The following is a 26,305-nucleotide window of genomic DNA, read 5'->3' as shown; positions in this document are numbered from 1 at the left end:
CTACTCCTTTATCCGAGGACCACTTGCGAAACAATGTTACGCTGCACTTCATTGGAGCCACCGTAGATAGTGGTTTTCCGCAGATTAAAATATGTCGCGGCAAGCGGAGCGTTCCGTCGCTCTCCACCTGGGAACTCGCCATCCCACTCCGTCAACATAGCGTCTTGAATAAATGGGAGGCTATAGGGACCTGCAGCCAGCATCATCAATTCACTGTAGCGCTGTTGAATCTCACTGCCTCGGATTTTCAGTAGGCCTGCGATATCCAATGGATTCTTCCCGGATTTTTCTGCCGAGATAACGCGAAGAACCAGCATTTCGAGCGCGATAATATCTACCTCGAGCTTCGAAACCTCGTCTTTGAAACGAGGGTCGTCCATCATGCCTTCTGCAGCCGCGATTCGCTTCAGGCGTCGGAGCTCACGCTTGGCACGCCCGACTTCTGCAATGTTCGAGCGTTCGTGACTGAGAAGGTGTTTGGCATAGGTCCAGCCCTTATTTTCTTCGCCAATCAGGTTCTCAACGGGGACCTCAACATTGTCGAACCAGACCTCATTGACCTCGCACTCGCCGTCCAGCAGCTTAATGGGCCGAACCGTGACGCCAGGCGAACGCATGTCAATGAGCAGGAAACTGATCCCTGCCTGCGGCTTCCCTTCTGTATTGGTCCGGACGAGACAGAAAATCCACTCCCCGTACTGAGCCAACGTGGTCCAGATCTTTTGACCATTGACTATGTACTTGTCTCCCTTTCGCTCCGCTCGTGTCTTGAGCGAAGCCAGGTCGGAACCCGATCCCGGCTCGCTGTAACCCTGGCTCCACCAAACATCGCCCGTCGCAATGCCGGGCAAGAAGCGCGCCTGTTGCTCAGCGTTACCAAATGCCATGATGACTGGTGCCACCATGACAGGCCCATAGGGCACGAGTCGCGGTGCTCCTGCCAACGCGCACTCTTCCTCGAATATGTGCCGCTGCACTGGTGTCCAGCCCGTGCCGCCGAACTCGACTGGCCACTTATACGTCAGCCAACCCTTTTTCCCCAGAATTTGGTGCCAACGCTGCATATCGGTGCGGGATAGCTGCAGTCCGTTGTGCACCTTGTGCGAGATCTCCTTCGGCAAATGGGCGTCGATCCACGCATGTACCTCTTTTCTAAATTCCTGCTCTTCTTCTGTGAAATTCAGATCCATTTCTCAGTCCCCTACTGTGTTAGTTAGTCCTAGCGGCCCACGAAAACGGGAGCGCGACGCTCCTTGGCCGCCAACGCCCCTTCCCGGGCGTCTTCACTCCTGGCCAGCATCTGAGCTTGGTACTGGGCGCTATAGCCTGCCTCAACCAGTCCTACCGGAATCGAGTGTCTCGCCGCCTGTTTGAGGAAACGCAGTACCAGCGGCGCTGCGCTCGCAATCTGACGCGCTGTCACTAGAGCTGCCTCTGTTTCGCTTCCTGGTTCACAGAGTTCGTTTACGAATCCGACTTCATAGGCCCGTTGGGCGGATACCGGGCGCCCGGTCAACATGAGCTCCATCGCGATCTTGTGGGGAATCCGACCGACCAGCGAGCTAATCAAGCCGGCTGCCATGCCTAGGCGACCTTCGGGATAGACGAAGGTCGTTGCCGAAGTCGCTACACAAAGATCGCAGAATGCAAGCATCGATACGCCCGCCGCTATCACGGGGCCATTAACCGCTGCAATAACCGGCTTTCCAATGTCAAATGCGACATTGGGAATGGCATGCCAAAAGGAATCCGGTGGATCGTCCGTGTCGAGGCCTGCCGTAAACACCGACCCCTCTGCACGTAGCAGGGCAACGCGATCCTCTGAGCCCGCGAAGTCTTGCCACGCGTCGTGCAACGCGTCGCACATTTCCGAGTTCAGCGCGTTTCTCTTATCCGGCCGATTCATCGTAATGACCCGGACGAAATTTTCTGATTCGATTTTTATCAACTCGGCCATGGCGTTCTTAACGCTTCTTGTTCAGGAAGGATTTGAAGATTTCCTGAGTGGCTTCGGTATTCAAGAGTTCGGCGAACATCTTCACTTCCAGGTCGAGCGCAGAACCCACAGCGGCACGATTCTCGTGGTTCAACATCCGCTTTGTCGCGCGTACCGAAGCCTTGGGAAGCTTTGCCAGTTCGGCAGCCGTTTCGCGCGCCCGTGCAAGGGCTTCCCCGTCCTGCGTCAGCGACGTCAGAAGCCCGGCATCGAAAGCTTCTTCTGCATCAAAGAACTTTCCAAGCATCAACCACTCACGTGCCTTCCGGACACCTACCAGCGATTCGAGCAGGTAGCTGGATGCGCCCTCGGGGCACAGACCCAGCGATACGAACGGCATGCGGAAGCGCGCATCTTGGGATGCGTAGGCAAAATCGACGTGTTGCAGCATCGTGGCGCCGATTCCAATCGCCAGTCCCTCGACTGCTGCGATTAGCGGCACATCGATCGCGGCCATCTTCCGGAGAAGCGTGACAGCAGGGGAATCTTCATTACCCCGCCGGGTCTGGAAATCATTGATATCGGCACCGACAGTGAAGTGTCCGCCCGCACCATGCACGATGACTGCGGCACATTCCTTGTCCGCGTTGGCCTCATCCAGAAGACGGGTCAGTTCCTGGTACATCGCGGCGCTGATCGCATTGCGCTTTTCTGGACGCGCAATGCAAATCTCCAGGACGTTTCCGACATTATTAGCTTGGATGCTCATGATTGCTCCTGAAGTGTCTTTTTTGACGTTTGGCAACTAATCACCCCACGTTCTTCGAGACCGGCGATGTGGTCCGCGGAAAGTTCTAGCAAGTCGGAAAGCACGTCTTCTGTGTGCTGACCGAGTTTCGCGGGCGCCCGAACGTAGTGCACCGGCGTTTTACTGAATTTGATGGGATTGGCGATGCCCCGTACCGAGCCGATACCTTTGTCAACCGGCACGTCGATCGTCATCTGACGGTGGATGACCTGTGGGTGAGCAAAGGCTTCCTTGTAGGTATTGATACGACCGTGCGGGATATCCGCTGCGGAGAACGCGGCAAGCCAATGCTCGGTTTGGCGCGCCGCAAGAACCGACGACACCTGCGCAATTAGCGCCTCTCGATTCCGAATGCGTCCGGATGCGGAATAGAACGTCGAATCCCGGGCCAGTTCTTTGGCGTCGATCGCTTGGCAAAAGCGTTGCCACTGGGAATCGTTCCCCACAGCAACTACCACCTTACCGTCTGCCGTATCAAAGACTTGATACGGTACGAGAGACGGATGCGCGTTCCCCCACCGGTGCGGTTCGGCGCCATTGATCAGGCACGACAATCCCTGATTCGACGACAAGCCAACCAGACAATCGAGCAGTGCCAAATCGATGTGCTGACCTTCTCCCGTGACATTCCTGTGGTTCAACGCGGCGAGGATCGCGACCGTCGCATACAGTCCCGTCGTCAGATCAGCAATGGCGATCCCGACCTTCTGTGGCCCACCACCAGGCTCGTCATCACGCTCGCCCGTTATGCTCATCAGCCCGCTTTCCCCCTGGAAAACGAAGTCGTAGCCGGGGCGGTCAGCGTACGGCCCGGATTGGCCGTACCCGGTGATAGAGCAATAGATCAGGCGCGGATTGATCTTTTTCAGACTGTCGTAGTCAAGCCCTCGACGAGCCAGATCACCAACCTTAAAGTTCTCTACAAAGATGTCGCACTCAAGAACGAGCTTACGGATCAGATCCGCACCGTCTGGGTTGGCGATGTCCACGCCAACCGATCGTTTGTTCCGATTTGCGGAAGCGAAGTAGGTGGAATCCTCAAGCACTTCCGCTTCACTCGTCATCGCATACGGCGGCCCCCACTGCCGCGTATCATCCCCTCGCGATGGGTGCTCAATCTTGATGACATCGGCTCCCATGTCGCCCAGCATCTGGGTACACCATGGCCCTGCGAGCACTCGCGTCATATCCAATACGCGAATGTTCCCTAGAGCTTGTTTCTGCATAAGAGACATTCCGTCATCCCTCGTTCATTTGGATAGATTTGTACTCGAGGAACTCATCCAAACCGACGTGACCCGCCTCCCGGCCAACACCGCTTTGTTTGAAGCCGCCGAAGGGCGCTACGGGGTTGAATCGGGCGCCGTTAATATCGACCTGTCCTGCACGAATCTTCTTAGCGGCGTCGAGTGCGAGGTCAGGATCGCCCCAAACGGCCGCCGCCAGGCCATACACCGTTGCGTTGGCGATGCGGATGCCGTCGTCGATTTCGTCGTAGGGAATCACGCAGAGCACGGGGCCAAACACCTCTTCCTTGGCCAGATAGTTATGTTGATCTGTGAGAAACACCTTCGGGCTGACGAAGAATCCTGCAGGCGGAACATCCTGGCCTGACGCGATGAGCGTGGCGCCCTCCGCTACCCCTTTTTCCGCTAGTTCCTGCACGCGGTCACGCTGCTTGCCAGAAATGAGCGGGCCGATCCGATGGCCTTCGACGAGGCTGGATCCGACAGAGAACTTGGCGAGTTCTTGCTTCACCAGGGCTTCGACGGCCGACACATCACGCGAGTGAACAATCAACCTGGTCAGCGCGCTGCAAGTCTGACCGTTGTTGAGGAAGCAGGAAGCGAGCGTTCCCTTGACGGCCACAGTCAGGTCCGCACCCGGCAATACCAAGGAAGGCGACTTGCCGCCCAATTCCAGCGTCACCTTCTTAATGGTCGACGCGGCCAAGCAAGACACTGCACGACCCGCTTCCGTGGATCCTGTGAAGCTAACCATGTCCACGCCGTCAGCTCGCGCCAACGCTGCGCCCACTACCGCACCCAAGCCGTTCACAACGTTCACCACGCCCGAAGGAAAGCCTGCGTCATTGATGGCATCGCAGATAAGGCGCGTTGTTCGGGGCGTCAATTCACTTGGTTTGAGCACGACTGTGTTCCCGGCCAGAAGCGCGGGCACCACCTTCAGAATGATCTGATGAAGCGGGAAATTCCATGGCGTGATACATGCCACGACGCCGAATGGCTCCCGGACGATGACAGATGGGCCCGTTCGCGATTGCCATGGAAATCCTTCCGCCAGCTTTACGAAGTTCCCAATGTTCCGAATGGGCGAGTCGACTTGAACGATGCGTGAGATCTTCAAGGGCGTGCCAACCTCAGCCGCGATAGCATCGGCCAACGACTCCTGCCGATTTGTGAGTTGGTCTTTTAGGCGATTAAGAATTGCGCATTTGTCCGACACGGATGTTGCGGACCAGCTGGCCAATGCGTTCTGCGCGGCACCCAAGGCGAGACCGACGTCCTCCTCGGTACCTGGAAGAATTTGGGCCGATACCAGGCCAGTATTCGGGTCCTCTACGTCGATGAGCTGTGTGCCAGAAGCACGGCGCCACGATCCCCCGATGTATTGCTGATCGAAGATCTCCGGCATCACGACTGCACCTCTGAAATCTCTTCGACTTTCTCGGGGCTACCGGACCATCCCCACGCCAACGAGGTTCGGGATACACCAAGTAGGACGCCATTCAGCGCGCTCGGATGGATCCAGAGGCCGTCCTGCTCGGGCTTGCCCGTGTCGGTCCTTCGGGTCCACTTTGCGTTGCGCGATTCGAGTCGCCTGATTACGTCCGCCAAATCATGCGTTTCGATGTAGCACATGTAAAGTGCGTCACCTCGCTTGCCCGAAAACCTGCCCATGGCAAAGGCGGGATCATGCGCTTCAGCCAATTCGATGCGATCGAGACGATCCGGCGCGAACATCAGCAGCGTGCCTTCATAGCCAAATCGCGCGAACGTGATGTCTACTGCCTTGTCGCGCTGCAGGCCCAGTTTTCGCGCGTAGCAATCCGCGACTTCTCGCCAGTCGGTGCTGAGAACCATGGTGAGCTCGTACAGAAACGACACAGGACCATTCGCTCGAACCCGCGCTGCCGCTTCGCTGACAACGAGTGGCATGCCATAGAGGCCGCCCGCGTTCAAATAGAGACGGCCGTCGGCTTCAGCAAATCGGATACCTTGCTCGGCAAGGAACCTCTGGCATTCAGCCAGGCTAGCTGTCGAGACCCCTCCAAAGAAGAGGCCTTCCCCGAAGCTATCAAGATGATCACTTACGACCCCTGCTCCCCGCGGGGTCCAAAGTTCGACCGTGCTTTCGCCGATTACCAGGCTACGGCCACGGGCATTCAGATGGTCGCTTGCAAGCTCATCAAGATACTGCGCCCCAAGTACTTCCCTGTAGTTCTGCTCTGCTTGATCGAGGTCGCGCACCGCAACGAGGATTCTGTCAACCGAGTTCAACATTGCTTCTTCCTTAAAGTAACTGACCTACTGCACGGTGATGTGCGCGGTACGAATGAGCTTTTGCCATTTCGCCGACTCCTGCTGGATGAATCGGCCGAACTCATCTCGTCCTGCGCCAGAGATGATTCCGCCGATGTCGCCAATCTTGCTGCGGACGTCAGGCATCTTGAGTACAGCTTGAATTTCGGCATCCAAACGGGTGACGATCGGCTTCGGCGTTGCGGCAGGTACCAAGACGCCGAACCAACCAGTGATCTGATAGTTGCTCAGACCAGCTTCAGTCATCGTTGGGACGTCCGGCAGCAACGGGGAACGGACAGCACTCGTGATGGCGAGTGCGCGAACCTTTCCGCCTTTTACGAGATTCAATGCCGAAGGCATGTTGTCAAACATGATCGGTACATGGCCTGCCATCGTGTCGTTCAGGCCGGGGCCGCTACCGCGGTATGGCACATGAACCATGCGCAGGCCCGCTGTCGAAGCGAACAGTTCACCCGCCAAGTGCAAAGATGTTCCGTTGCCAGGCGTTGCGTACGACAAGGGATTGGGCTGTTGCTTCGCGTACTGAACGAGTTCCTTCACCGATTTGACCGGCAGTTGCGGGTTGACCACCAGCAGGTTGGGAACCTCCGCCAGGAGCGTCACCGGCGCGAGATCTCGCGTGGGAGAAAAGCGAGCGTCGGGAGTAAGCGTGGGGTTGATGGCAATAGGACCAATATTGCCCATAACGATGGTGTATCCATCAGCGGGCTGTTTCGCAACATAGGCCGTGCCAACATCGCCCCCAGCGCCTGGCTTGTTCTCGATCACCACGGGCTGCCCGAGTCGTTCAGAGAGCTTGGCACCGACGATACGTGCCAGCATGTCAGTGGTGCCGCCCGGCGGATACGGCACGACCCACTTGATCGGGCGACTCGGCCAGGACTCGCTGGCGTTCGCAACAGATTGACCGGTCGCTGCCCAGCACCCCACCACAGCGGCGCTCAAGCCCAATATCCATCGTTTCATTCGTTGTCTCCTGACCTCAAGAAGCAGGTTGCATCTCAAGGGCACCTGGCTTATGATGTTCACTAGGTGAACTAGCGGTACACAGGGTGTACGAATGAAGAATAATAGATCGATCCAACGCTGTCTAGCGGTGCTGCGCGCTTTCCGAGAGAACGGGCGACCTACGTTGGCGGAGTTGTCGCGTGCCGTAGACCTGCCGCACCCGACCGTTCTGCGCTTTCTATTGACTTTGGAGGAGGAGGGATATGTCGCGCGCGAGGGCAACCAATGGCGCTTGACTACCCGAGTCTTCGAAATCGGCTTTGCTGCTTTGGAAAGTTTGGGAGTGACAGACTCGGTTCAGCAGATGCTCCAGCAACTGGCTGACACGTACGCAGGAACATCCAACCTGGGTGAAGCGAACCCCGACGGGGTGATCATTATTGGAAGGGCGATGGCACTCGCGGAACGCCGTCGCCTCGTGGTGATGAATCTCCGGGTTGGAAGCATCCTGCCTCCAAGTAGCGCGCTCACACAGGCGTTGACCCTCGGGGTCGGTGAATGGGCGATGGTCGAGTATCCAGAGAGCAATCAGATCTCAGTTGCAGTCCCGCTTGCTCGGGTTGGCAACCGCCAGCTGGCTATCGGGATTTCCACATCGCCAGCCGAGGCGACACCCGAAAGGATCGAGAATGAAATCATTCCAACACTTCAGAATGCCGCAGCGATGGTCTCAAGGCTTGTTGGGATGGGGCCAGCGTAGGGAGTTCGCTCATCGCCCCGGGTGCGGAACCGTCGACTGATCAACACGAATCTGCCCGCTTGGCCGCTGGGATCTGTCCGGCGCTTGCAATCGAGGTTCACGAGGATCTCTGATGATTTCCCGTGAGCACATCGTAGTCGTCGGGGCACCCGCCGCCGGCATCACGGCATCACGGCATCACGGCGGCACGAGCGCTGCGGGCGCAAGGGCTGGCCCGGACGCCTTACGCTCATCGGAAAAGTAGGCGGCTTACCCTAGCATGGCGCTCATTGGACACGCCGACGAGGCCAGTTTCGCGACGGCTTGTGAAACGCGACGCATCATACTGACGCACGATTCTGATTTCTTGGATGATCAGCGCTTCCCATTTCACCGTAACCCAGGCGTGGTCGTTCTACTAGCTGCAACTGGCAATGGGACGCTGGAAATCGCATTAGCAGATCACTTGCGCATACTAACGCCCCGTACGGCAACGCCCATGTTGGCGCCAATATCTTCGCAACAGACGATCGAGAATGGACCGTCCGCAGGCATACTCGCGCCGAAGGAAGGCACGTTGAAACCCGCATCAAGCTGCATCCAGGAGATGACGCCCTAATTTGGGAGTAGCGGAGGCGTACCTAGCTACGCAGACGATTCTGCGACATGAAAGTTGCCGGGCAGGATCAATCTTCGAAGCTGTTCTGATGCGTGGTGTCTGCGACACTGCCGCTTTGGCTGGCGGTCAACGTAAAGGCATTGAGATCTGGGGCCGCTCAGTAGCCAGTACTTTGAGCCCGCATCCGATACTCCAGATCAATGCGGCCACCTTGGTTGTCAGCGTGCTCGTACTGATGATGGCGCGACAACCCGGTGTTCTGGCGATGCACAACTGTCATAGTTGCTGCGGCGCGATCCGTCACTAGGGAATCGCCTTATGTGGACGCCTCCCGGATTGCAAGCCGATTGACATGGTGGTCGACAGGTGAAGGCAGCACGCCTATGTCCGGCCCTTTTGTGCAGGCCGCTCAGCCTGCTGGCCCATATGGAATTCGCTGGCGAGGTCCTCATCTGATCATCGAGCGTTGCTGCTCACATTCCCTATCGGGTTTTCCTCGCCCCGGTCCAACCTGTTAGCCATCATGCGATCAATGCTTGCGCTCCTTGAGAAGAAGTCAGTTCAGGCGGGCCACGCACCTGGCTATGCAGCCATGGCGGGTGCCGTGTATCTCGTATCCCTTGCTAGCACCGCCCAGATGGTCCGGGCGAGTTTGTTGGCTACGGCAGCCACCACTACATTGAAAGGACGTCGCTGAAGCAATCCGTCGAGCCAGGCGGTTCATGCGCCTTTGATGATCACCGATCTGGCGCCGTGTATGAGTAGGGTGCGCAGGTAGGTGTCACCTCGCTTGCTAATGCCAAGCTGGCGCACGTGACCACCGGTGCCCGTTTGTTTCGGTACCAAGCCTAACCAGGCAGCGAACTCACGCCCGGAGCGAAACGTTTTGGCATCGCCGATCGCAGCCACCGCAGCCGTGGCGGTTAGCAGCCCCACGCCAGGAATTTCAGCGATCTTCTGGCATTCCTGATTGTCGCAAAGCGCAACCTTGAGCCGACGTTCCAGCACAGCGATTTCCTTGTCGGTTGCCTGCACGCGTGCCCATTGCTCTCGTAGGCTGTCGATCAGTATGGCTGGCAAGCGATTCGCGATCTTGGCAAGCGCACCAGAAATTTTTTCGGCAAATTCCCGATATCCTTCCGGAAGGACTTCACCAAACTCATAGAGTAAGCCGCGCAATGCGTTCGTCTGCATGATCCGGAACTTCATCAGTTGAGCCCGGATGCGGTGCAGCGCCAGAATGGTCTGTTGCTGCTCGCTCTTGATCGCAACAAACCGCGCCTCGGGCTGCTGGACTGCTGTCCAGATAGCTCTGGCATCGGCAGCGTCGGTTTTATTACGCAACACAAAGGGACGAACCGATCGCACAGAGATGAGCTTCACTTCGTGGCCGAGCTTCTGCAGTTCTCGTGCCCAATGGTGGGCGCTGCCGCAAGCTTCGATGGCAATGAGTGAACGCTCCCGCTGAGCAAGGAAGTCGGTGACCTGGCTCCGCTTCAACTTGATGCGCTCGATTTCACCAGTGTTGGCATTCACCGCATGAAGTTGGAAGACATGCTTGGCAATATCCATGCCGATGACGGTAAGCTTCATTTTGGATCGTCCCGATCAGGGTCGTTTGCAATCGACACCTCCACTTTGGCATAGGGATGCCATGGCAGCGAGGACCCTTACAGTTACTCTTGCAGGTAAGCGGCGCCCCGTTGCCGGGGGGAGGCGTCCATACCGTCTGATTAAATCAGTGCGCGAGTCATCGAGGCATTGGGTGAGCGCGTTGTCATGAGCGTGTCCATGATTCAGGTCCTGTGATGAAGCGACAGATCAGTTTTGCGGAAGCGGAAAGTCACGGCAAGAAGCGTGTGACGCGCCGCCAGCGCTTCCTGTCGGAGATGGAGAGCGTGGTGCCGTGGGCGCGCCTGATTGCGGCGGTCGAGCCGTACTACCCCAAGGGCAAACGTGGCCGGCCGCCGATCGGCCTTGAGCGGATGCTGCGCATTTACTTCCTCCAGCAGTGGTACGGGCTGTCGGACGAGGCACTGGAAGACGCGCTGTACGACAGCATGGCGATGCGGGCGTTTGCCGGGATCGACCTGGCAGTCGAGGCGGTGCCAGACGCGACCACGCTGCTGAAGTTTCGCCGCCTGCTCGTCGAGCATGAACTGACGCGAAAGCTGTTCGACGAGATCGGCATCATGCTGTGCGAGCGGGGACTGATGATGAAGGAAGGCACGATTGTGGATGCCACCATCATCGAGGCGCCACCGTCGACCAAGAACAAAAAGAAGAGCCGCGACCCGGAGATGCACCAGGCCAAGAAAGGCAATGCTTGGCACTTTGGGATGAAAGCCCATGTCGGCGTGGATGCGGCCTCTGGGCTGGTGCATAGCGTGGTGGGCACTGCGGCCAAGAGTCGGACGTGTCGCAGGCCCATGCCTTGCTGCATGGCCACGAGGAGCATGCGTTTGGCGACGCGGGCTACACGGGCGTGGACAAGCGCGAGGAGATGCAAGGCAAGACCGTGAAGTGGCAGGTGGCCGTCAAGCGCGGCAAGATCAAGGCGATGTGTGACGGAGCCGTCAAGGACTTGCTGATCGCCGTCGAGCGGGTCAAGGCACAGATTCGGTCGCGGGTTGAGCATCCGTTCCACGTTATCAAGAATCTGTTTGATCATCGCAAGGTTCGCTACAAGGGCCTGTTCAAGAACACGGCGCAGTTGTTCAGCCTGTTTGGTTTGGCGAATCTGGTGTTCGCCAGGAGGCTGTTGTTGTCCTCAGAGGGGAGCAATCCGTCCTGAGCGCGCAAAAGCGCGACCAGGAAAGGTGCGAAACGCGAGAAAGACGGCTTGAATCGGCCCATCTCTCCCGGATTGCGAAAGCTGAAGTCCTTGGCTTGTGCAACATCAAGCGCAAACCTCATTGATCAGCAATTCCTTAGTGACAACGGTGCCGCTCATTATCGTCACAGCAGCAAATTCGCCAATAAAGGACCTGCGCCAATTAGTCTCGATGGCAAAGGCTAGGCCAGGGCAGATCACCTTTGGATCCGCCGGCAATGGTTCGGGCAGCCATCTGGCCGGGGAACTCCTTAGTACCATGGCTGGCGTCAAGATGAACCACGTTCCCTATAAGGGAGACGCGCCTTCGCTCACAGACGTGCTCGGTCAGCAGATCAATGTTGCCCTTCCCACCTCGCTCGCGGGAATGCCGCAAGTCAAGAGTGGAAAGCTCAGGGCGCTCGCGGTCACGAGCAAGACTCGATTACCGTCACTGCCCGATGTGCCCACGGTAGATGAAGCGCTCGGGATAAACGGCTACGAAGCCGTTTCCTGGGGCGGGTTCATGGTCCCGAGCGGGACATCACAGGCCATCATTGCTAAGATGAACAGCGAGTTCAACAAAGCCCTTCAGGATCCGGAGTTCCGCGACAAGCTGATGGCTCAAGGAGCGCAGATCGCAGGCGGCACGCCTGAGGCGTTCAATGCGTTTCTTCGCGCCGAAGTTTCGAAGTGGAAGCGAGTGGCAGATTCAGCAAAGGTCCGGCTCGACTAGCCTCACCAGGGATGTCGATCCGTCGTCGGGAACCCCCCGACGACGGAAACTGCTTTCGACTACCAATCGTTACAATGGATGGCAGACGGCCGACATTCCGGCTGAAGATAACATCTGACCCGATATGGTGAATGTCAAGCAAGTCGCCCTCCTCGCCGGCGTTTCCTCGGCAACAGTCTCCCGTGCACTGACATCGCCGGATAGGCTGCGACCTGACACGCTGGAGCGCGTGCAGAACGCTATTGCAAGCCTCAACTACGTTCCCTTCTCGGCGGCTCGCGAACTACGTCAGGGGCGCACGCGATCGGTCGGCATAATTGCGCCGACACTGATGAATGAACTTTACGCCAAAGCAGTAGATACCTTGGAGGCCCAGCTCGACCGGCTTGGATATACCGTTCTGTTGACTTGCCATCGGGACGACAGTGAGACCGAATTGCGCTGTGCGCGCGCCCTATTGGAGCGTAGAGTCGACGGGATCGCAATAATCGGTTCACAACATCATCCCGAAGTCTTCTCGCTGATACACAAGCACGCTATTCCGTATGTACTAATGTGGGCCGTGGACCGCGAAGGAATGCATCCGACGGTGGGGTATGACAACCGCTTGGCTATGCGCAGGCTAACCACCTACTTAGTCAAACAAGGACACCGGCAGTTTGCAGTGCTCCCAGGTCCTCTCGAAACTCAGTTTCTATCGTCTCAACGGCTTCTGGGGATCCGAGACGTCCTCAGCGAGAACGACATTTCCTTACCCGATAACCGCATTTTTCCGACCCCTTACGATGCATCTGCTGTGCGACAAGCGGTGCGCGTCTGCCTGCAGCGCAAGGACTTGCTGTTGCATCGGGAACAGCCGACCGCCCTGATATGCATCAATGACTTCATTGCTGTGGCGGCGATCGCGGAGTGCCGCACATTGGGACTTTCGGTTCCGAGCGACATCTCTGTCACAGGCTTCGGCGACTGGCAGATGGCGGAACTGGTAACACCCGCGCTAACGACAGTGCACTCGAATCCCGTTCTGATTGGCGAGCTTACTTCGCGCAACTTGATTGAGCAGATCGAAGGAGGAGCCAAAAACATCCAGACCGAGTTCGAGCCTGACCTAGTAATTCGCGAAAGTACTGCGCCACCTCGATAATAGATGGCGGCCTCAAATCAAAAGTGCAACACCTTGCCATCATGCATTACTGTCCTGATCGTCCCAAGACTTCCCATAGCCGCATGATTTCGCGAGCCTTGGTCTGACGGTCGATGACGTCCGCTTTTCCATCGAGGCCCATCGCCTCACGAGGGAATTCCGCACATCCTGCCGGTGCAAGTTGGACGATCGAGATGCCCTTTCAAAACGGCATAAAGCTGCCTTGCGGCAGCGACGCGTTCTTGTGGCGTTGTTGCTTGTGACACGATCCCGTTCCCCTTTGATGCAGTGGGTAGGATTTTATCGCGCGAGACCTATGTGCCACACGGGCAAATGGGGCACGAAGCAACTGTAGGCGCAGGCAGGACATGGTTCCAGATGGATCGCGGCGATCCAATCGGGTTACATGGCGGTTACATAGACCGCAAAATGCACAAGGGTTTACAGGAAAACCCCTGTAAACCCTTGATTTTATTGGTGCGGCTGCAGGGCTCGAACGCGCCGCCCGATTTCCCGACACAGCGCCGGCAGCGCCACTATGGATTCAAAGATCCATCGCGCAGGCAGCCCAATGAGGCCCGCCACATCAGCTCGATTCGGTCTGTGCAACTTGCGCAATTTGCTCCTTCAGCCATTGCAGACCAGACATGTGTTGTTGTTGACGGTGCCATATCAAGCTGACCTGCACCGCAGGCGTTTCGAAAGGAAGATCCGCGAGCTGCAAGCCATAGTTGTGCACGAAATGCCTGGCCAAGTGCCAGGGCACGGTACCCAGCAAATCGGTGCTGGCGACGATGGCTGGAATGGTCAGGTAGTGCGGAACTTGCAACTGCACATGGCGCTGCACTTTGGCCGAGCCCAGGACGATCTCGAGCGGACTGCCGCGGCCGGCCCGCGGCAGGAGCGAGACGTGCTGTGCGGCCAGATACGCCGTCTTGTCGAGGCCTTCCTTGAATGCAGGGTGGCCCGGTCGGCCGATAACTGCGAGGCGCTCTTCGTGAATCGGTTGGTAGAGCAAATCGGCGTCGTCGAAGTACAGGTAATCAATCGCCAAGTCCAGATCTCCGCTGGCCAGCCGCTGCGGGATCAGGGCACCTTCGTCCGACAGTACCTGCAGCTTCACCTGCGGCGCCAGCGCCATCAGCCGGGTCATCAGGCTCGGTAACAGCCGTAGCTGCCCATAGTCATTCATCGACAGTCGGAAGGTTCGCTCCGTGTCCGGCTGAAAACTCTCTTGAACGGCAAGCCCTGCCTGCAGCAAGCGCAGGGCTTGCCGTACCGGCACGTGCAGCGTCATCGCCCCGGCAGTGGGCTCGAGTCCCTTAGCGGTACGGCGGAAAAGAGGTTGCCCCAGTTGCTCGCGCAGACGACTGAGAGCATTGCTCACCGCCGGCTGGCTCTTGTGCAGTCGCTCGGCCGCGCGTGACAGGTTGCGCTCCTGCATCAGCATGTCGAACACGAAGAGGAGATTGAGATCAATCTGCTGCAAATTCTGATTCATCAATAATTCTCATCATCAATATCCATTGGAATGAAAATGATCGCACCAATAGACTACAACACCAAGCGACCTACTGGCGCCAGACGTCAGAAAGGTCCGCGGGGGCTTGGCGGAACTGGCCACGTATCGCGAGCCCGACAGCGCAACAGTCTTTGAGAGCCGATCATGTCTTTTGATACCCAAACCTTCCGGAAGAAATACCGGGCGAACATTTCGCCTTACTACAACCCCTGGCTGCATGCTGGCTTCGTTCTTGTTTTCGGCGTGACCTTGATCCTCTTCTTGCTGAACAAGTTGGACCACGTCAGCGCGGTGGAGTGGCTAACTGTGCCGGCGACCTTAATTTTCTACAGCAGGGGCGAGTACCGCACCCATAAGGGTCTCGGGCACAACAAGAAGCGATTCGCGAAGGCGTTCTACCAGCGCCACACGGGCGACCATCATAGTTTTTTCGCAGATGACCAGATGCGCTACGAGTTCGCCAAGGACTGGCGGGTGATTCTGTTCCCGGCATGGCTGATCGTTGTCTACAGCATTGGCGCGCTGCTCGCTTGGTCGATCATCGGCCTGGTCAATGCGAACGTCGCTGCGCTGTTTGCCGCCACGCTACTGGGCGGTTATCTCAGCTACGAGATCTTTCATGCCTGCGAGCACCTCCCGCCGCAGAATCCGATCTGTCGCCTGCCGTGGATTCGCCACATGCGGCGGTTGCATGAATTGCATCACCGCCGTGACCTGATGCAGACCAAGAACTTCGCCGTAGTGTTTCCACTGTGGGACTGGATCTATGGAACCCTTCATTGGGAGCCCGAAGAAGCAAGCGAGAGCCTGGTCCCCACCGTCAAGATGCAGCATTCCATTGATATCGCCCGGACGCCAAGCCAGGTACTGGCCTACGTGAGTACTCCGCTTCGTTGGCATGAGTGGCATCCTTACCACGTAGCGGTCACCGGGCAGGGAGGGTCGCTGCCGGTTGGGAGCCACTTTGCGTACGTCGGCGGCCGTGCAGGCAAGTTGCAGTGGGAAGTCGTGGAAAGTCTTCCGGATCGGCTCTGGCGAACCCGGGCCCGTGGCAACCGGGGTCTTGAGATGTTCGTCACGTATGAGTGCATCGGCACAGCCACTGGCACGCGCTTCGTGCGGACGCTGGAGTATCGGTTTTCCAGTGTGGTGGCCCGCATGGCTGATCGGCTGGTTTTGCGTAAGCGAATCGAGCGCGACTCTGTTGCCTTGCTTCACAAGCTGCGCAGCGTCTCCGAGAGCGTTCTTCCCGCGGCAGAAATGGATTGTGCTTCCAAACAGGCGACATGAAGGGCATGGGGGCATGCAGGCTCCACCGCGCGTGTCGGCCTGAATCGCCCCGGCTTTCGAGGAGGCCAGTTGGTTTGAGTTGAGGCTGCCACAGCTGCGTCGACGGGATTCAGAACCAGGCAGTCGAAGCAGTATGGGAGCTGATCTCGGTCTGACACCCACGCCATAGGTGTTTGAAGTGCCTCGAGCCTTGGCATACCAATATGAGTCAGCATCGCAAGGCGGCACAGTGCCTGCTCGTCCATCGGGGGAAATAGCAGCCAGCCAGAATTGGTCAACGCCGGAAACGCACCAAGGTCGCCAATCTGCCACAACTGGTCAACACTGATCTGATACCTTGCGGCCAGGCGACCGAGCCAACCGCCAAACGCTTCGTCATCGAATGGACGCGGAGCAACGGGCCAAGGCCTGACACCCTCAGGAGAGCAGGGTTCGCGCTGCATTCTCTATGTGACCCAGGTCGATGGCCTCCTTCCCATCCCGGATCGCGAGTTCTGCGGAAACAGTCAAGACACGCGACACTTCCCCGGTTAGCCCTCCACTTGCAGTCAGAATGGCATGTACGATCTCTCGCCGTGCGAGATTCGACGGACGTCGAAGCGGCAAAATCATCTCGAAGGCTGCGAGAAGAGAACGAAATGCCTCCGTCTCCTGCCATCTCGGCACCTCGAAACGGGCGAATCGACTGACCATCTGAGGATCCGTTTGGAGCGCCAAGACGGCGTCTTGAGTGCCAACGAGGACAACCGCGATTTTCAAGTCATTGGCGAGGAACTTCAGCAGATTCAGGGATGCACGCTGCTCCCGATAGCCTGCCAACAAGTGATGAACCTCGTCAACGATCAGCATGCGCGCCGAAACTTTTCGAAGCAGTTCGCGACTCAGTTTCTCGAGTGCTGATAGCCTTGCCGCGGCGTTGAAGGGAGCGCCCAGCTCGAAGAGCAATGAGGAATAGCGCCGCCGTGTCCGCCAACAACGCGCCGCACGCTCGCGGTGGGGCTGGATGCGCTGCCGCATTGCGGGCAGATCTGCGCAAGCCGTTGCCCACACTCCTCGCAGAACCTGGCTCCCGCGGGGTTTTCGAACTGGCAATTCGTGCAGCGCATCTCGCCTCCCGACTGCCTGTGCCTGCCACGCAGCCATTACAGGCGCAATCCGGGCAGTTGGCAAGGCGGCGCTGTGGCAACCGATGACTTCTGCCAAGCTTGGGGCGGCACCGCGCGTATTATCAGGCTTGAATTTGTTCGGTGGTCGGGAAAATCATGGATCTTCTGTTGCCCCCAGTCCGGGCGCGGAGGTCACGTGACCATCCACACTCACACCGTGGCAGTCGGCAAATCCCTTTGAGGTCACTCTGCGATCGCAATGATCTGATTCAATTGCTCGCAGGCGGCAGCAAAGACCTCCAAAGGCGCCTGCTTCCAGGGGTGGGCCTTTGCGTTGCGGGCTCGCCAGTCAAATGACTTGGGCTGATGGGCCAGAACGTAGCTGTCCTTCCCCTTCGGTCCCTGAAACCTGATCGCAAACGGATTGGTGTCGTTGTAGGCCGCCGTGGTCATCGGCAAGCCAATCACGATACTGGTCCGCTCATTGAACGGCCGCGGAGAAAGCACAAGCATCGGATGCATATCCTTCATCTCACGGCCGGCTTGCGGATTGCAGTCGATCCAAATGATGTCGCGTCGCTCAGGTGCCCATACCTTGCCCGCCATCAGATAGCCTCCGCGCCGACACGCTGCGTGGCCATGGCTTCACCCCCATGCTTGATAGGATCAAACAGAGCCAACTTCTCCGCGAGCGTGAGGGCACGACGTCCAACGGGCCGTACCGTGACACCAATCTCTTCGACCGAGACCTCGACTTCCTGACCCTCAGCGAAATGGGCCGAGCGGGCCACTGCGGTCGGAATCCGGACGGCCAAGCTGTTCCCCCACTTTTGGATCGTCAGAGTTGCACTTTTTCGCATGATCAAAGCCTTCCAAGAACGTTGATACAAGTCTAAACAAAACCACTAGAAGTTTCAACGCGTATAGACGTTCTACCTCGAACCGCACCCACAGCTTGCCCGGCGGCGTACGACGGGCGATTGATGCTGTCAGAAACCGGCGCTAGTTCCCCTTCTGTCGTAGCGCCCGAGGCCGGGATCTGGCGCGGCGTCGCGTCCGCAGGCGACCACATCGTTTTGACGGCAGAGGCGTAAGCGATCTGGCCCGGAGCGGTGGCCGCCCTGCCCTCGGGACATTCGCACGGCACGGTCATGGGCGTGGCGTACAGTCCTGGGTGAGGCCTAGCCGCCGGCACAAAAATAATTTACATTGCGCTTTAGTCAGCATTTCGGCCCGGCTCCGGATGGCTCCTGCTGAATATTGTTATAGTTCAAGCACTTACCGCTGCCTCCATGGTTCTGGATCCCAGCCTCAACGCCGTCACCAAGCTCACCCGCACCGAGTTTGCCGTGGTCCGTGCCTATGCGCAGGGCATGCGGCCGGTGGACATCGCCAACCGCTACTTGCTGGACCCGGATGAGGACGAGCACCTGAGCGAGGCCCAGGCGATCCAGCGGATCCTGGCCTTGCGCGACCGGCTGGTGCAGTTCGCCTTGCAGCATGGCCGGCCCGAGATTGCCGGCATGTTCGAGGCGCTGCGCGCGCGTTCAGGGGTGGGCATGTCGCGGCGGGTAGACGCCGTGTCGGCGCTTGAGCAGCTTGGACAAGGCTACCCCCAGCCCCAGCACGAGGTGTCGCTCTGGTTCAAGCCGAGCCTGGCACGCCGACTGATGGCCGCCGAGATCCGGCGGATCGAGGACCTGACGTCCTTGGCAAATCGGCGCGGCAGCAGCTGGTGGCGTGCCGTGCCACGCATTGGCGCGCAGTCGGCCGAGGTCATCACGCACTGGCTGGTGCGCCAGCGCTCGGCCATGGGCGCCGCGGCGGTCAAGGCCTATGTGCTGCCGCCTGCCGCCCACGCCCACCGCGACGCGCTGGTGCCCTTGGCCTTGGCCCCCGGTATGCCATATCCCGTGCCACTCGAGCACATGCTGGTGCCAGCCTCAAATACCGCGACAGGGCCGGGGCTTGCCGCCGATCTGGCGTTCGTACGCGGCTGGCTACAGGATCGTGCGCCACATACCCGCAACAGCTACCGGCGCGAGGCCGAGAGGCTGCTGTTGTGGAATGCAGCGCGCAAGAAGGGGCTTCAGGCGTTGGAGGCCTGCGATCTGGAGGCGTATGCGGAATTTTTAGCGGACCCTCAGCCGGCGGCGTTCTGGTGCGGCCCGAGCGGGGCGCGCGACAGGATGCACTGGCGGCCGTTCGAAGGCCCACTGGGGACCAGTTCGGTGGCGGCCGCGTTACGGGTGGTTCGGGCGCTGCTACGCGCAATGGTCAAGGCCGGGCATCTGGCGGGCACCCCGCTCATCCCAAGGCAAGCCGCCGCCGCTGCGCCCACGGCGCTGCGCGCGCCGTCCGTCCAACCCGACGCGGAGGCGTTCCTGGTCTGGCTGGGGGAGGCGCGCCAGGGCCCGAGGCATCGGGCTGCGCTGGCTGCCATACATCTGATGCGCGACGCAGGCTTGCCACTGAGCGAGCTGGCCGCACTGCGCTGCGCCAGTCTGCAGTCGAGTGCCGAGGGCACCTTCCTGCGACGCCCGGGTGCGCGGCAGCAGCTGGTGGCCCTTGACACGGCCGTCCGACAGGCCTTGCAGGCGCATTGGGTCGATCGTGGCTGGCCAAGCATGATGCCGCCGGCGCAGGCAGCCCTGTTGGCGCCCACGATACAGCCTGCCACCGCGCGCGGGCGCAACAAGCGGCTTGCGGGCGTGGCGGGCGGGTACTCGGCCACCGGCCTGGATCAATTGCTGCGTAGTCTGTGGCGGCGCTTCAGCGAGCAGCGCGGGGTCCCATCGGAAGGGTTCACGCCCGGCCAGCTTCGCACGCGCGCCAGCCGGGCCTGAGCTGCTAGCGCCTGGATGCCAAGGCCAACCGAAGCGCCGGAGGCGAAATCCCTCCCCCCACCGCGGGTCCATACAACACAAGCAGCTCACAGAAGTCTACTGGCCGACAATCCCGACTGGAGTGCTCGTAGACCTCGGCCTGCCTTGTCACTTGGCTTATCATTATCCGAATTTTGGAAAGTGAGTGTACACTTTGTATGGGTTACGCGGCATTGCCGGCCTGACCGGCCTAATGTAGGGAGGCGCCAACCGGTCGCTTGCTGCATCCTAGTCCGCCATGCCCCCCCGGCAGCTTTTCACTGGCAGGAGGGGTGCTGCGGCCCATCCTCCGAACGTGCGGCGGGGCTGCGTGTGCGGCGATCGGTTCGACCGTCAGCTAGTACGAATCTGGCACTACATCAAAGCTGCTATAGGGGAATAGCCGCGCGTGCATCCCCTGCCCGGTTCCACCACCTGCGTTGGCATGCCATGCGTTCGGCCGATTACTTGGCACTTGGAAGGCTGCCGATGCCAGCGGCATGGCCAGGGGTTCTTGCCGGACGGACTCTATCGGATGCTGACAACGACGCTGCTTCGCCTCGCGGTAGACAGTACCCTGCCGCTTGACGAGGCCGAGCGCCGTTTGCTGCGCAGGGCCGCACCCAATGCGCTGCGACCCACCTTCGCCATTCAGGCAGTGGCCAACGATATCCCGCCCGACGTCGTCCAAAGGCTGCTTGGCCAGGCATCGCTGCAGACGAGTTCGCTGCCTGTCCGCTGGGGAGAGGAAGCGCAACTTACAAAGCATCGCGAGCGGTCGTGAACCTCACAGGTCGTCGCCGACGGATCCAGCCATTCTCATTTCCAGCGGGGCGAGAATATATCAATGGGGTTACGTGGGCGCCGACGATTGCGATCGCTACAAGAATTTCCTAGCGCAGCCGGATGCGCTCTGGATCGGCCCCAAGACTTCGCTAACTGCAGCGTGCTGACGCCCGTTCGCCGGACCGCTAAAGGGGGAATCCCAGCGCTATGCGGTGCGCGCGGATTTGTTTCTGGTTGGCCGGCGTGCGCTATTTGGGGCGGCAACCCCTGGCTGACAGCGAAAGAGCCAGTTGCAGCACGGCGCGAGATCCCCTTTGCAGTCGACAAGGCGTTGTCTGGAGAGTCGTGGGAAGCCCTCGCGAGGCGAGACGGTATCCTTGGCTATGGCAGGGCACTCCTCGGCAAGCGAAGCAAATGGCGCACGGTGCGCCTGCCCACGCGCGTCATTGACGCATTGCGAGCGGGTTGGGTTGATGGCGTACGTTATTTTGAGAATCCGGGAGACCAGGAGCTCTCCCTGCTCTCCCCTGTGGTGAATGCCTTCTACGCCCGCAGCACAGTCAATCCACATTAAGCTAAGCGCGGAGATACCAGCACTGACGGGGCCATGGTTTTCCCCGGATGGGCTCTACCGAATGCTGTCAACGGGCGTTGCAGCGCATCGCAGGGGATACGACGTTACTTCTTCATCAGGTGGAGCGGCAGCTGCTACGCCCCATCCATTGCGGAACACCTTCCTCGCCACCCATGCGGTAGCCAATGATGTCCCGACAGATGTCCTTCAAAGGCTGCTGGACCATGCCTCATTGCAAACGACTTCGCTGTATGTGCCCTCGGAGAGAAAGCGCACCTTACATGAAATCGCCAAGCTTTTTGAGAGCCATACGTGACAACAAGGGAAGAGTGCAATCCCAAGCGAACAGGATGATCGCTGCCATAGCGTCAACAGGGACGAGCCAACCCGCGTAGGGTCGGGCTGACCAAAACGCTCTAGTTGTTACACGAGCCGGTAATCAAGCTAGAGGCCAGCGGGGTACCAGCCGGCTACTGCGCCGCGGTTCACCAGAATGATCTCATTGGGAACGTGCCCCAGCTGCAGCACACTTCCTCCCCACTAAGACAAATGTCCGTCATCCGACAGGTGGGATTCAGCAGAGGCCCACGGCTTCATAAGCGACGGGATACTTGGCACCGGCCCATCCGACCTAGCGCGCATGGCGCCAAACCGGCAACGGCCGAGTTTTCGCACCAGAGTCGAATGCGATGACTGGCGAGGCGTGTGAGCTCCTTTAGCATTGGGCGCGTAGCCTGTCCGGCGTCTTGGCCCTGCACCGTGGCCAAAGTTGCAGCGAGGCCGCCCTCAGCCGACAAGCCCGCCGACCGCGCGGTTGTCTGTTCCGGCGTCGAGATCTGCGATGGCAGTGAGGAGCATCCTCATGCTTCTATATCCGGCCTTCGTGGCCCTTTCTCACTGCGGCAAGAACACCAAGATTGTGGGTCGCGGCGGGTAGCTTCTTGTAAGGTCACCAAATTGTAGTGTTTCGAGACTTTTACAAACGCAAAATCACCGTCTGTCCGGTTGCGACGTCGTGTGCCGCTAAGCATAGCTACGCACAGTGCGGCTTGCGCACAAGAGGACGGAGGTTCCGGAGTGTGCCTAATAGGCACACGTTCTTGGCGCCGTCACAACGGGCATAACCACAGGATGACTAGCCTATACACCATTGTTAGGCTGCGGGAGCGGAGCTCGTCTCGGCCTCCAGATGACCTTGTCATTCGAACAATGGGAAGGTGGGCCCTCACTGTGCCTAATAGGCGCGCTCAGCGAACGGCGCCAGGAGTGCGCCTATTAGACACACCGACGGTAGGCTGCGGTCGAGGGCGAGTGGGCCCGGCTCTAGCGGCGCCGTCAGCAGACTGGGACGCGTCCACGGTTGCGCGTGCCACAACCTCAGGCGGACCCACCGTCCTCTGGGAATTGGGTAACTTAAAGAGATACCTTTCCTCTAACACGGTAGTGGACGCCATTCTGTTGCGTTGGGACGGCCGGGTTACGACTTCAACTCATCATTGAGTTCGTTCGCGCTTCTATCCCCTGTAGGGATTTCGGACACGCCATGGGCCCACGGGTAAGCATTTCAGCCCGACTGAGACGACAAACACACTGGCCGGTAACGGCTTTTCGCCGGACAGTACTTGTTAGGTTCAAACGGGGTTGACGACCAGAGTACCGACTTGCCCGGCAAGCGTGTGGCGCGGCGCGCTTGTAGGTTCCATTCGTCTGTCACCTTTCCCACGCAGCCAGCCGCAAAGCTGATGCCCATTGACGTCCTGCAGCGCCTCCTCATATACGCTCCCAACAGACGACTTCATCCACGTCCAGGCAGAGCGCGCACGCGGCACAGACGAAGTGACGAAATATCTCAGCAACTGAAGTCACGCGATACAAGTTGTGCCTAATAGGCACACCTCGCGCCACCGCCGATTATGCCTAGAAGCACAGTTCTGGCGGCCGTAGGCACCCTCGCTCTGAGTCGGCCTTTTAGGCACACTTAAGCCGTAAAAAAACCCGCCATTGGCGGGCTTCTGATGTGACTAAACTGCGCATCAATTTGGAGTGCCACTGAATAGTTCGCTGATGAACTGGCGAATCCGCGTCTCCTGGGAGTCGGATAGAACTCCGGTTTTGATTTTTACTGTAAAGTTCTTTATATCCTTTGTGATGCTGCCCGCGTGGTTCTGACCAGCAAAGAACTTTTCGATGGAGCGCTCGCGAGCCGCTGAGCCCGACACTTTTTTAGTAGCCAATGCGGTTACGGCCGCGGCGAGCTTGCCCTGATCAAGATGGCCCCCGACGACATCGGTCCATAGTTCTCTAGTTGCCGACACACCCGCCTCTCCGTGTTTCTTCAGGCAAGACGCCAGTGCATCTGCGGCGTTACTCCCAAGAAGACTTGGCTGCAGGTCCAAGTCATGCTTCACGAAATCGGGCAAATCATAGAAAGCCATGAACTTGTAAAGCCCTCGCCTGGACAAGCCTACCGCCTCCGCAAGTCGTGTACGGTTCGGGAACTCCTTTTCCGAACGTTGAATAGACAAGGCGATCTCGTAGTCGGAAAGGTCGTCTCGGCCGATGTTTTCGACCAAGGCCAACACAATCATGTCCGCGTCGCTGCAGTCGACGACGACAGCCTTGATGTTCTCGAGCCCCAACATCTTATGTGCACGCCACCGGCGCTCACCGGCCACAAGTTGGAAACCTGGCTCAACGCGACGTACTACGATAGGCTGCAGTAACCCAACCTCGCGAATCGATTCAGCAAGCTCTGTCAGCTTGAGTTCATTGAAGGTGCGCCGCGGCTGCCAGGGGTTGGGAACAATATCCGCAACCGGCAGTTCCGAAGGCAACCCCGTCGCCTCTAACTCTTGAACCCTCAATTGCGCGGCAGCCAATGCGCCCGCCATACCTGGCGCTGTCTCAGTCCGATTTGCTCGACGAGTGGCATCCGGCTTACGGTCCGCCGTTGAGCGGATGTTCGCCGTCTTGGCGAGCATTTGTTCGCGAATGTTGCTCATTGTGCAGGCCTCCACTGTTTCACAAACATGTCGTCAACCCAACGGCAGTAATCCACCAGCGGCTGCCGAACACGCTGAAGCGACTTGGCTTGGCTGTGTGAGCTGCTGATGTCAAACACCGTGGTAAATGCCAGTGCGCCGGAGCTCATCACTGAGCTGGCAGGCACTTCAAAAGGGGCGAGCCAATGCCGATATGCACCTTGAGCCCAAGTTCGCACCACAGGAGCTGCCGATGTGGGCCCATAGTTAACTCGCGTCAAGAGCACTGACACGAAGTCGTACTTCTTATCGGCTTCGAATCTCATGAATGACTTTGCGACATCCGAAAAGAGTCGCCAGAACGACAAGGAGCTAAAGAAGTCCAGGTTTTCCGGCACCATGGGCATGACCATGGCATCGGCCGCCATCAATGCGTTCAAGTTGAGGTAGGACAGCGACGGCGAAGTATCCAGAATAATGTAGTCATACTTCTTTCGCAGTGGCTGGAGACCATCACGGAGTACCTGCCAGAATTTGAATCCTGGCACCTTCATCTGCATAGCAGGGAGGTGGTACTCCGCACCCACTAGTTCCGTGTGAGCCGGAATAACGTCCAGGCCATCCCAGTATGTCGATTGCAACTTCGCTTCCAAGCCACCTTCGACATCCTGGTTGTAAATGAAAGGCAGAATTGAGTCATCGGCGAATACCTCCTTCTCCGCGTACAAGCCGCACAACTCAGAAAGGGACGCCTGGGGGTCCAAATCGACGACCAGCACCTTACGGCCACGCAAGCTAAGGCCTTGCGCTAAGCACATAGTCGTAGTCGTTTTTGCGGACCCACCCTTCAATTGCGAAGTGATAATAATCTTGCCTTCGAAATCGCTAGGTCCAGCAACCAGCGGGGTCTGGTAGATGTCCGATACTTGTTGGACCCAATTTCTTGCCTCAGCCAAAGTAAACGTTCGGCCGCGACCAACGGTCTGCCCTTCAGGCAGCACACCGTCGCTATTCTTCGCCATGTGCAAGACCTGCTGACGGCTCAAACCACACAGCTCTGCAATTTCTGAAGTACTAAACATCGGTGCCGTCTTACGTGGCCGCGGCGCAAGAATCTGGTCACGTAACTCGACTGCGTAGTCGGTCACCACATCTGCAAAATCGCTAATCTCAGCTAGGGTGACCGTCGGGTCTATGGGCATCGGTTGACTGATATTCGCCATCGCAGCTCTTTTTCCGAAATTTGGACAAGCGCAGAATACAGCAATTGAGCAAACGCGTCCGCATATTTTGTGTAATCCGCGACACAGCGAAATCACTAAAGTTTACGAAACTAAGCTACAAGCCTTTGATTTACAACGTTTTCGGAAGATATGGGAAGAGGTGGCGCAAACGACTCAAAGAACTTTTGGAAGTCGCCAAGGAGCCATAAAAGGTGAGAGCCAAGTCCTCTCACCTCTCACCTTAGCCGTGTTCTTTGGTACAAAATCTCTCACCCAATCCCGCATCCATCGCCAGCGATGTGCTGTTCGATCCACACTTCAAAGCTCAAGATGAAACCTAAGGTGAGAGTTTTTGTAAGCCACGCGACGCCTACGCACAGCATCAACAGAACTCCGAACAAAATCTCTCACCCGATCGACTGGTCCGCAGAGTTAGAAGCCACTTCCTAGAACCAGGGGGCTGTAAAAGTGAGAGATTTTGTGCTCTGCCAAGCCAATCAAGAAGCCTACGCGCGCTGAGGTGGCCACAAGCAGACCACCAGCGAACTCTCAAAACGAGCCTAGGTACAAAATCTCTCACCTTTTGAAGGCTTCATCGCTGTTCAAAAACTCAAGTGCGATCGCAGGTTACAAAATCTCTCACCTTCGGAT

At 58.4% G+C, this 26,305-nt stretch carries 22 protein-coding genes and 2 pseudogenes; 9 read left to right on the top strand and 15 right to left on the bottom strand.

The genetic code is table 11. The features are described 5' to 3' along the window. Positions 1-8: 8 nt before the first annotated feature. From E5S69_RS08975 to E5S69_RS08945, 7 genes are read right to left on the bottom strand one after another with little or no spacing between them, the layout of a single operon-like run. The gene (locus E5S69_RS08975; RefSeq protein ID WP_058698227.1) at positions 9-1,190 is read right to left on the bottom strand and encodes an acyl-CoA dehydrogenase family protein; all 1,182 of its coding nucleotides are present in this window, start codon (positions 1,188-1,190) and stop codon (positions 9-11) included. Between the two features lie 29 nt (positions 1,191-1,219). Beyond that, the gene (locus E5S69_RS08970; protein ID WP_058698226.1) at positions 1,220-1,957 is read right to left on the bottom strand and encodes an enoyl-CoA hydratase/isomerase family protein; all 738 of its coding nucleotides are present in this window, start codon (positions 1,955-1,957) and stop codon (positions 1,220-1,222) included. Positions 1,958-1,964: 7 nt separating this feature from the next. Next, on the bottom strand, positions 1,965-2,705 hold the full coding sequence (locus tag E5S69_RS08965) for an enoyl-CoA hydratase/isomerase family protein (RefSeq protein WP_043355358.1): 741 nt from the start codon (positions 2,703-2,705) through the stop codon (positions 1,965-1,967). Then, entirely contained in the window at positions 2,702-3,970 is a 1,269-nt protein-coding gene (locus E5S69_RS08960) for a CaiB/BaiF CoA transferase family protein (RefSeq protein WP_058698225.1), read from the bottom strand. Before E5S69_RS08960 ends, E5S69_RS08965 begins: the two co-directional genes overlap by 4 nt. Positions 3,971-3,983: 13 nt before the next feature. Beyond that, positions 3,984-5,399, bottom strand: a complete 1,416-nt coding sequence (locus tag E5S69_RS08955) for an aldehyde dehydrogenase family protein (protein WP_043355360.1) — start codon at positions 5,397-5,399, stop codon at positions 3,984-3,986. Next, positions 5,399-6,268 carry a VOC family protein gene (locus tag E5S69_RS08950; RefSeq protein WP_052495072.1) on the bottom strand — a complete coding sequence of 290 codons (870 nt, stop codon included), beginning with the start codon at positions 6,266-6,268 and terminating at the stop codon, positions 5,399-5,401. Before E5S69_RS08950 ends, E5S69_RS08955 begins: the two co-directional genes overlap by 1 nt. A 24-nt stretch (positions 6,269-6,292) precedes the next feature. Next, complete coding sequence (locus E5S69_RS08945) at positions 6,293-7,276, bottom strand: Bug family tripartite tricarboxylate transporter substrate binding protein (protein ID WP_058698224.1); 984 nt, start codon at positions 7,274-7,276, stop codon at positions 6,293-6,295. A gap of 94 nt (positions 7,277-7,370) precedes the next feature. Here E5S69_RS08945 and E5S69_RS08940 point away from each other — a divergent pair, with 94 nt between their 5' ends. Both E5S69_RS08940 and E5S69_RS32900 read left to right on the top strand, forming a co-directional pair. Further along, the gene (locus tag E5S69_RS08940) at positions 7,371-8,018 is read left to right on the top strand and encodes an IclR family transcriptional regulator (RefSeq protein ID WP_043355366.1); all 648 of its coding nucleotides are present in this window, start codon (positions 7,371-7,373) and stop codon (positions 8,016-8,018) included. A 259-nt stretch (positions 8,019-8,277) separates the two neighbouring features. After that, positions 8,278-8,616, top strand: coding sequence for a DUF5615 family PIN-like protein (locus E5S69_RS32900; protein ID WP_377747427.1), 339 nt, complete (start codon positions 8,278-8,280; stop codon positions 8,614-8,616). Between the two features lie 582 nt (positions 8,617-9,198). Here the strand turns inward: E5S69_RS32900 and E5S69_RS08935 are convergent. Next, positions 9,199-10,209, bottom strand: a pseudogene (locus E5S69_RS08935) (IS110 family transposase). Between the two features lie 215 nt (positions 10,210-10,424). Between E5S69_RS08935 and E5S69_RS08930 the strand changes: the two are divergent. The 3 genes from E5S69_RS08930 to E5S69_RS08920 all read left to right on the top strand — a co-directional run bounded on the left by E5S69_RS08930 (position 10,425) and on the right by E5S69_RS08920 (position 13,308). Beyond that, positions 10,425-11,410, top strand: a protein-coding gene (locus tag E5S69_RS08930) for an IS5 family transposase (protein WP_412459421.1) whose coding sequence is annotated in 2 segments (ribosomal slippage) — positions 10,425-11,022 and positions 11,022-11,410 — 987 coding nt in all. Because the reading frame shifts where the segments join, the coding sequence is not laid out codon by codon here. 121 nt (positions 11,411-11,531) lie between these two features. After that, on the top strand, positions 11,532-12,164 hold the full coding sequence (locus E5S69_RS08925) for a tripartite tricarboxylate transporter substrate-binding protein (protein ID WP_233528039.1): 633 nt from the start codon (positions 11,532-11,534) through the stop codon (positions 12,162-12,164). 124 nt (positions 12,165-12,288) lie between these two features. Next, complete coding sequence (locus tag E5S69_RS08920) at positions 12,289-13,308, top strand: LacI family DNA-binding transcriptional regulator (protein WP_058698223.1); 1,020 nt, start codon at positions 12,289-12,291, stop codon at positions 13,306-13,308. Between the two features lie 586 nt (positions 13,309-13,894). Here E5S69_RS08920 and E5S69_RS08915 read toward each other — a convergent pair. Beyond that, positions 13,895-14,809, bottom strand: coding sequence for a LysR family transcriptional regulator (locus E5S69_RS08915; protein ID WP_058698222.1), 915 nt, complete (start codon positions 14,807-14,809; stop codon positions 13,895-13,897). A gap of 165 nt (positions 14,810-14,974) precedes the next feature. On the opposite strand from E5S69_RS08915, the gene E5S69_RS08910 reads away from it, so the two are divergent. Further along, on the top strand, positions 14,975-16,120 hold the full coding sequence (locus E5S69_RS08910; protein WP_058698221.1) for a sterol desaturase/SRPBCC family protein: 1,146 nt from the start codon (positions 14,975-14,977) through the stop codon (positions 16,118-16,120). A 417-nt stretch (positions 16,121-16,537) separates the two neighbouring features. On the opposite strand, the gene E5S69_RS08905 is transcribed toward E5S69_RS08910, so the two are convergent. From E5S69_RS08905 to E5S69_RS08895, 4 genes and pseudogenes are all read right to left on the bottom strand, one after another. After that, positions 16,538-17,137: a TniB family NTP-binding protein gene (locus E5S69_RS08905; protein ID WP_081050312.1), complete on the bottom strand. Its 600-nt coding sequence runs from the start codon at positions 17,135-17,137 to the stop codon at positions 16,538-16,540. A 23-nt stretch (positions 17,138-17,160) separates the two neighbouring features. Beyond that, positions 17,161-17,226, bottom strand: a pseudogene (locus E5S69_RS32325) (zinc-ribbon domain-containing protein); the annotation flags it as partial. Positions 17,227-17,469: 243 nt separating this feature from the next. Next, a complete protein-coding gene (locus tag E5S69_RS08900) occupies positions 17,470-17,832 on the bottom strand; it encodes a type II toxin-antitoxin system PemK/MazF family toxin (protein ID WP_058698219.1) in 363 nt (120 codons plus the stop codon). Then, positions 17,832-18,086, bottom strand: a complete 255-nt coding sequence (locus E5S69_RS08895; RefSeq protein ID WP_058698259.1) for an AbrB/MazE/SpoVT family DNA-binding domain-containing protein — start codon at positions 18,084-18,086, stop codon at positions 17,832-17,834. Before E5S69_RS08895 ends, E5S69_RS08900 begins: the two co-directional genes overlap by 1 nt. A gap of 432 nt (positions 18,087-18,518) precedes the next feature. Between E5S69_RS08895 and E5S69_RS08890 the strand changes: the two genes are divergently transcribed. The 3 genes from E5S69_RS08890 (at position 18,519) to E5S69_RS08880 (ending at position 21,766) form a co-directional block, all read left to right on the top strand. Next, entirely contained in the window at positions 18,519-20,072 is a 1,554-nt protein-coding gene (locus tag E5S69_RS08890; RefSeq protein WP_058698218.1) for a phage integrase family protein, read from the top strand. 553 nt (positions 20,073-20,625) lie between these two features. After that, complete coding sequence (locus E5S69_RS08885) at positions 20,626-20,874, top strand: hypothetical protein (protein ID WP_058698217.1); 249 nt, start codon at positions 20,626-20,628, stop codon at positions 20,872-20,874. 538 nt (positions 20,875-21,412) lie between these two features. Beyond that, positions 21,413-21,766, top strand: a complete 354-nt coding sequence (locus E5S69_RS08880) for a tyrosine-type recombinase/integrase (RefSeq protein ID WP_116318651.1) — start codon at positions 21,413-21,415, stop codon at positions 21,764-21,766. A 1,717-nt stretch (positions 21,767-23,483) separates the two neighbouring features. Here E5S69_RS08880 and E5S69_RS08875 read toward each other — a convergent pair. Then, on the bottom strand, positions 23,484-24,452 hold the full coding sequence (locus E5S69_RS08875; protein WP_058698216.1) for a ParB/RepB/Spo0J family partition protein: 969 nt from the start codon (positions 24,450-24,452) through the stop codon (positions 23,484-23,486). Then, on the bottom strand, positions 24,449-25,654 hold the full coding sequence (locus E5S69_RS08870; protein ID WP_171514465.1) for a ParA family protein: 1,206 nt from the start codon (positions 25,652-25,654) through the stop codon (positions 24,449-24,451). The genes E5S69_RS08875 and E5S69_RS08870 overlap by 4 nt, the downstream gene beginning before the upstream one ends. Positions 25,655-26,305 lie beyond the last annotated feature (651 nt).

This window comes from Cupriavidus necator, assembly GCF_013141915.1.
Taxonomy (GTDB): Bacteria; Pseudomonadota; Gammaproteobacteria; order Burkholderiales; family Burkholderiaceae; genus Cupriavidus; species Cupriavidus necator_B.
Note: the sequence above shows the minus strand (reverse complement) of the source record. Positions and strands in the feature narration are given on the sequence as shown.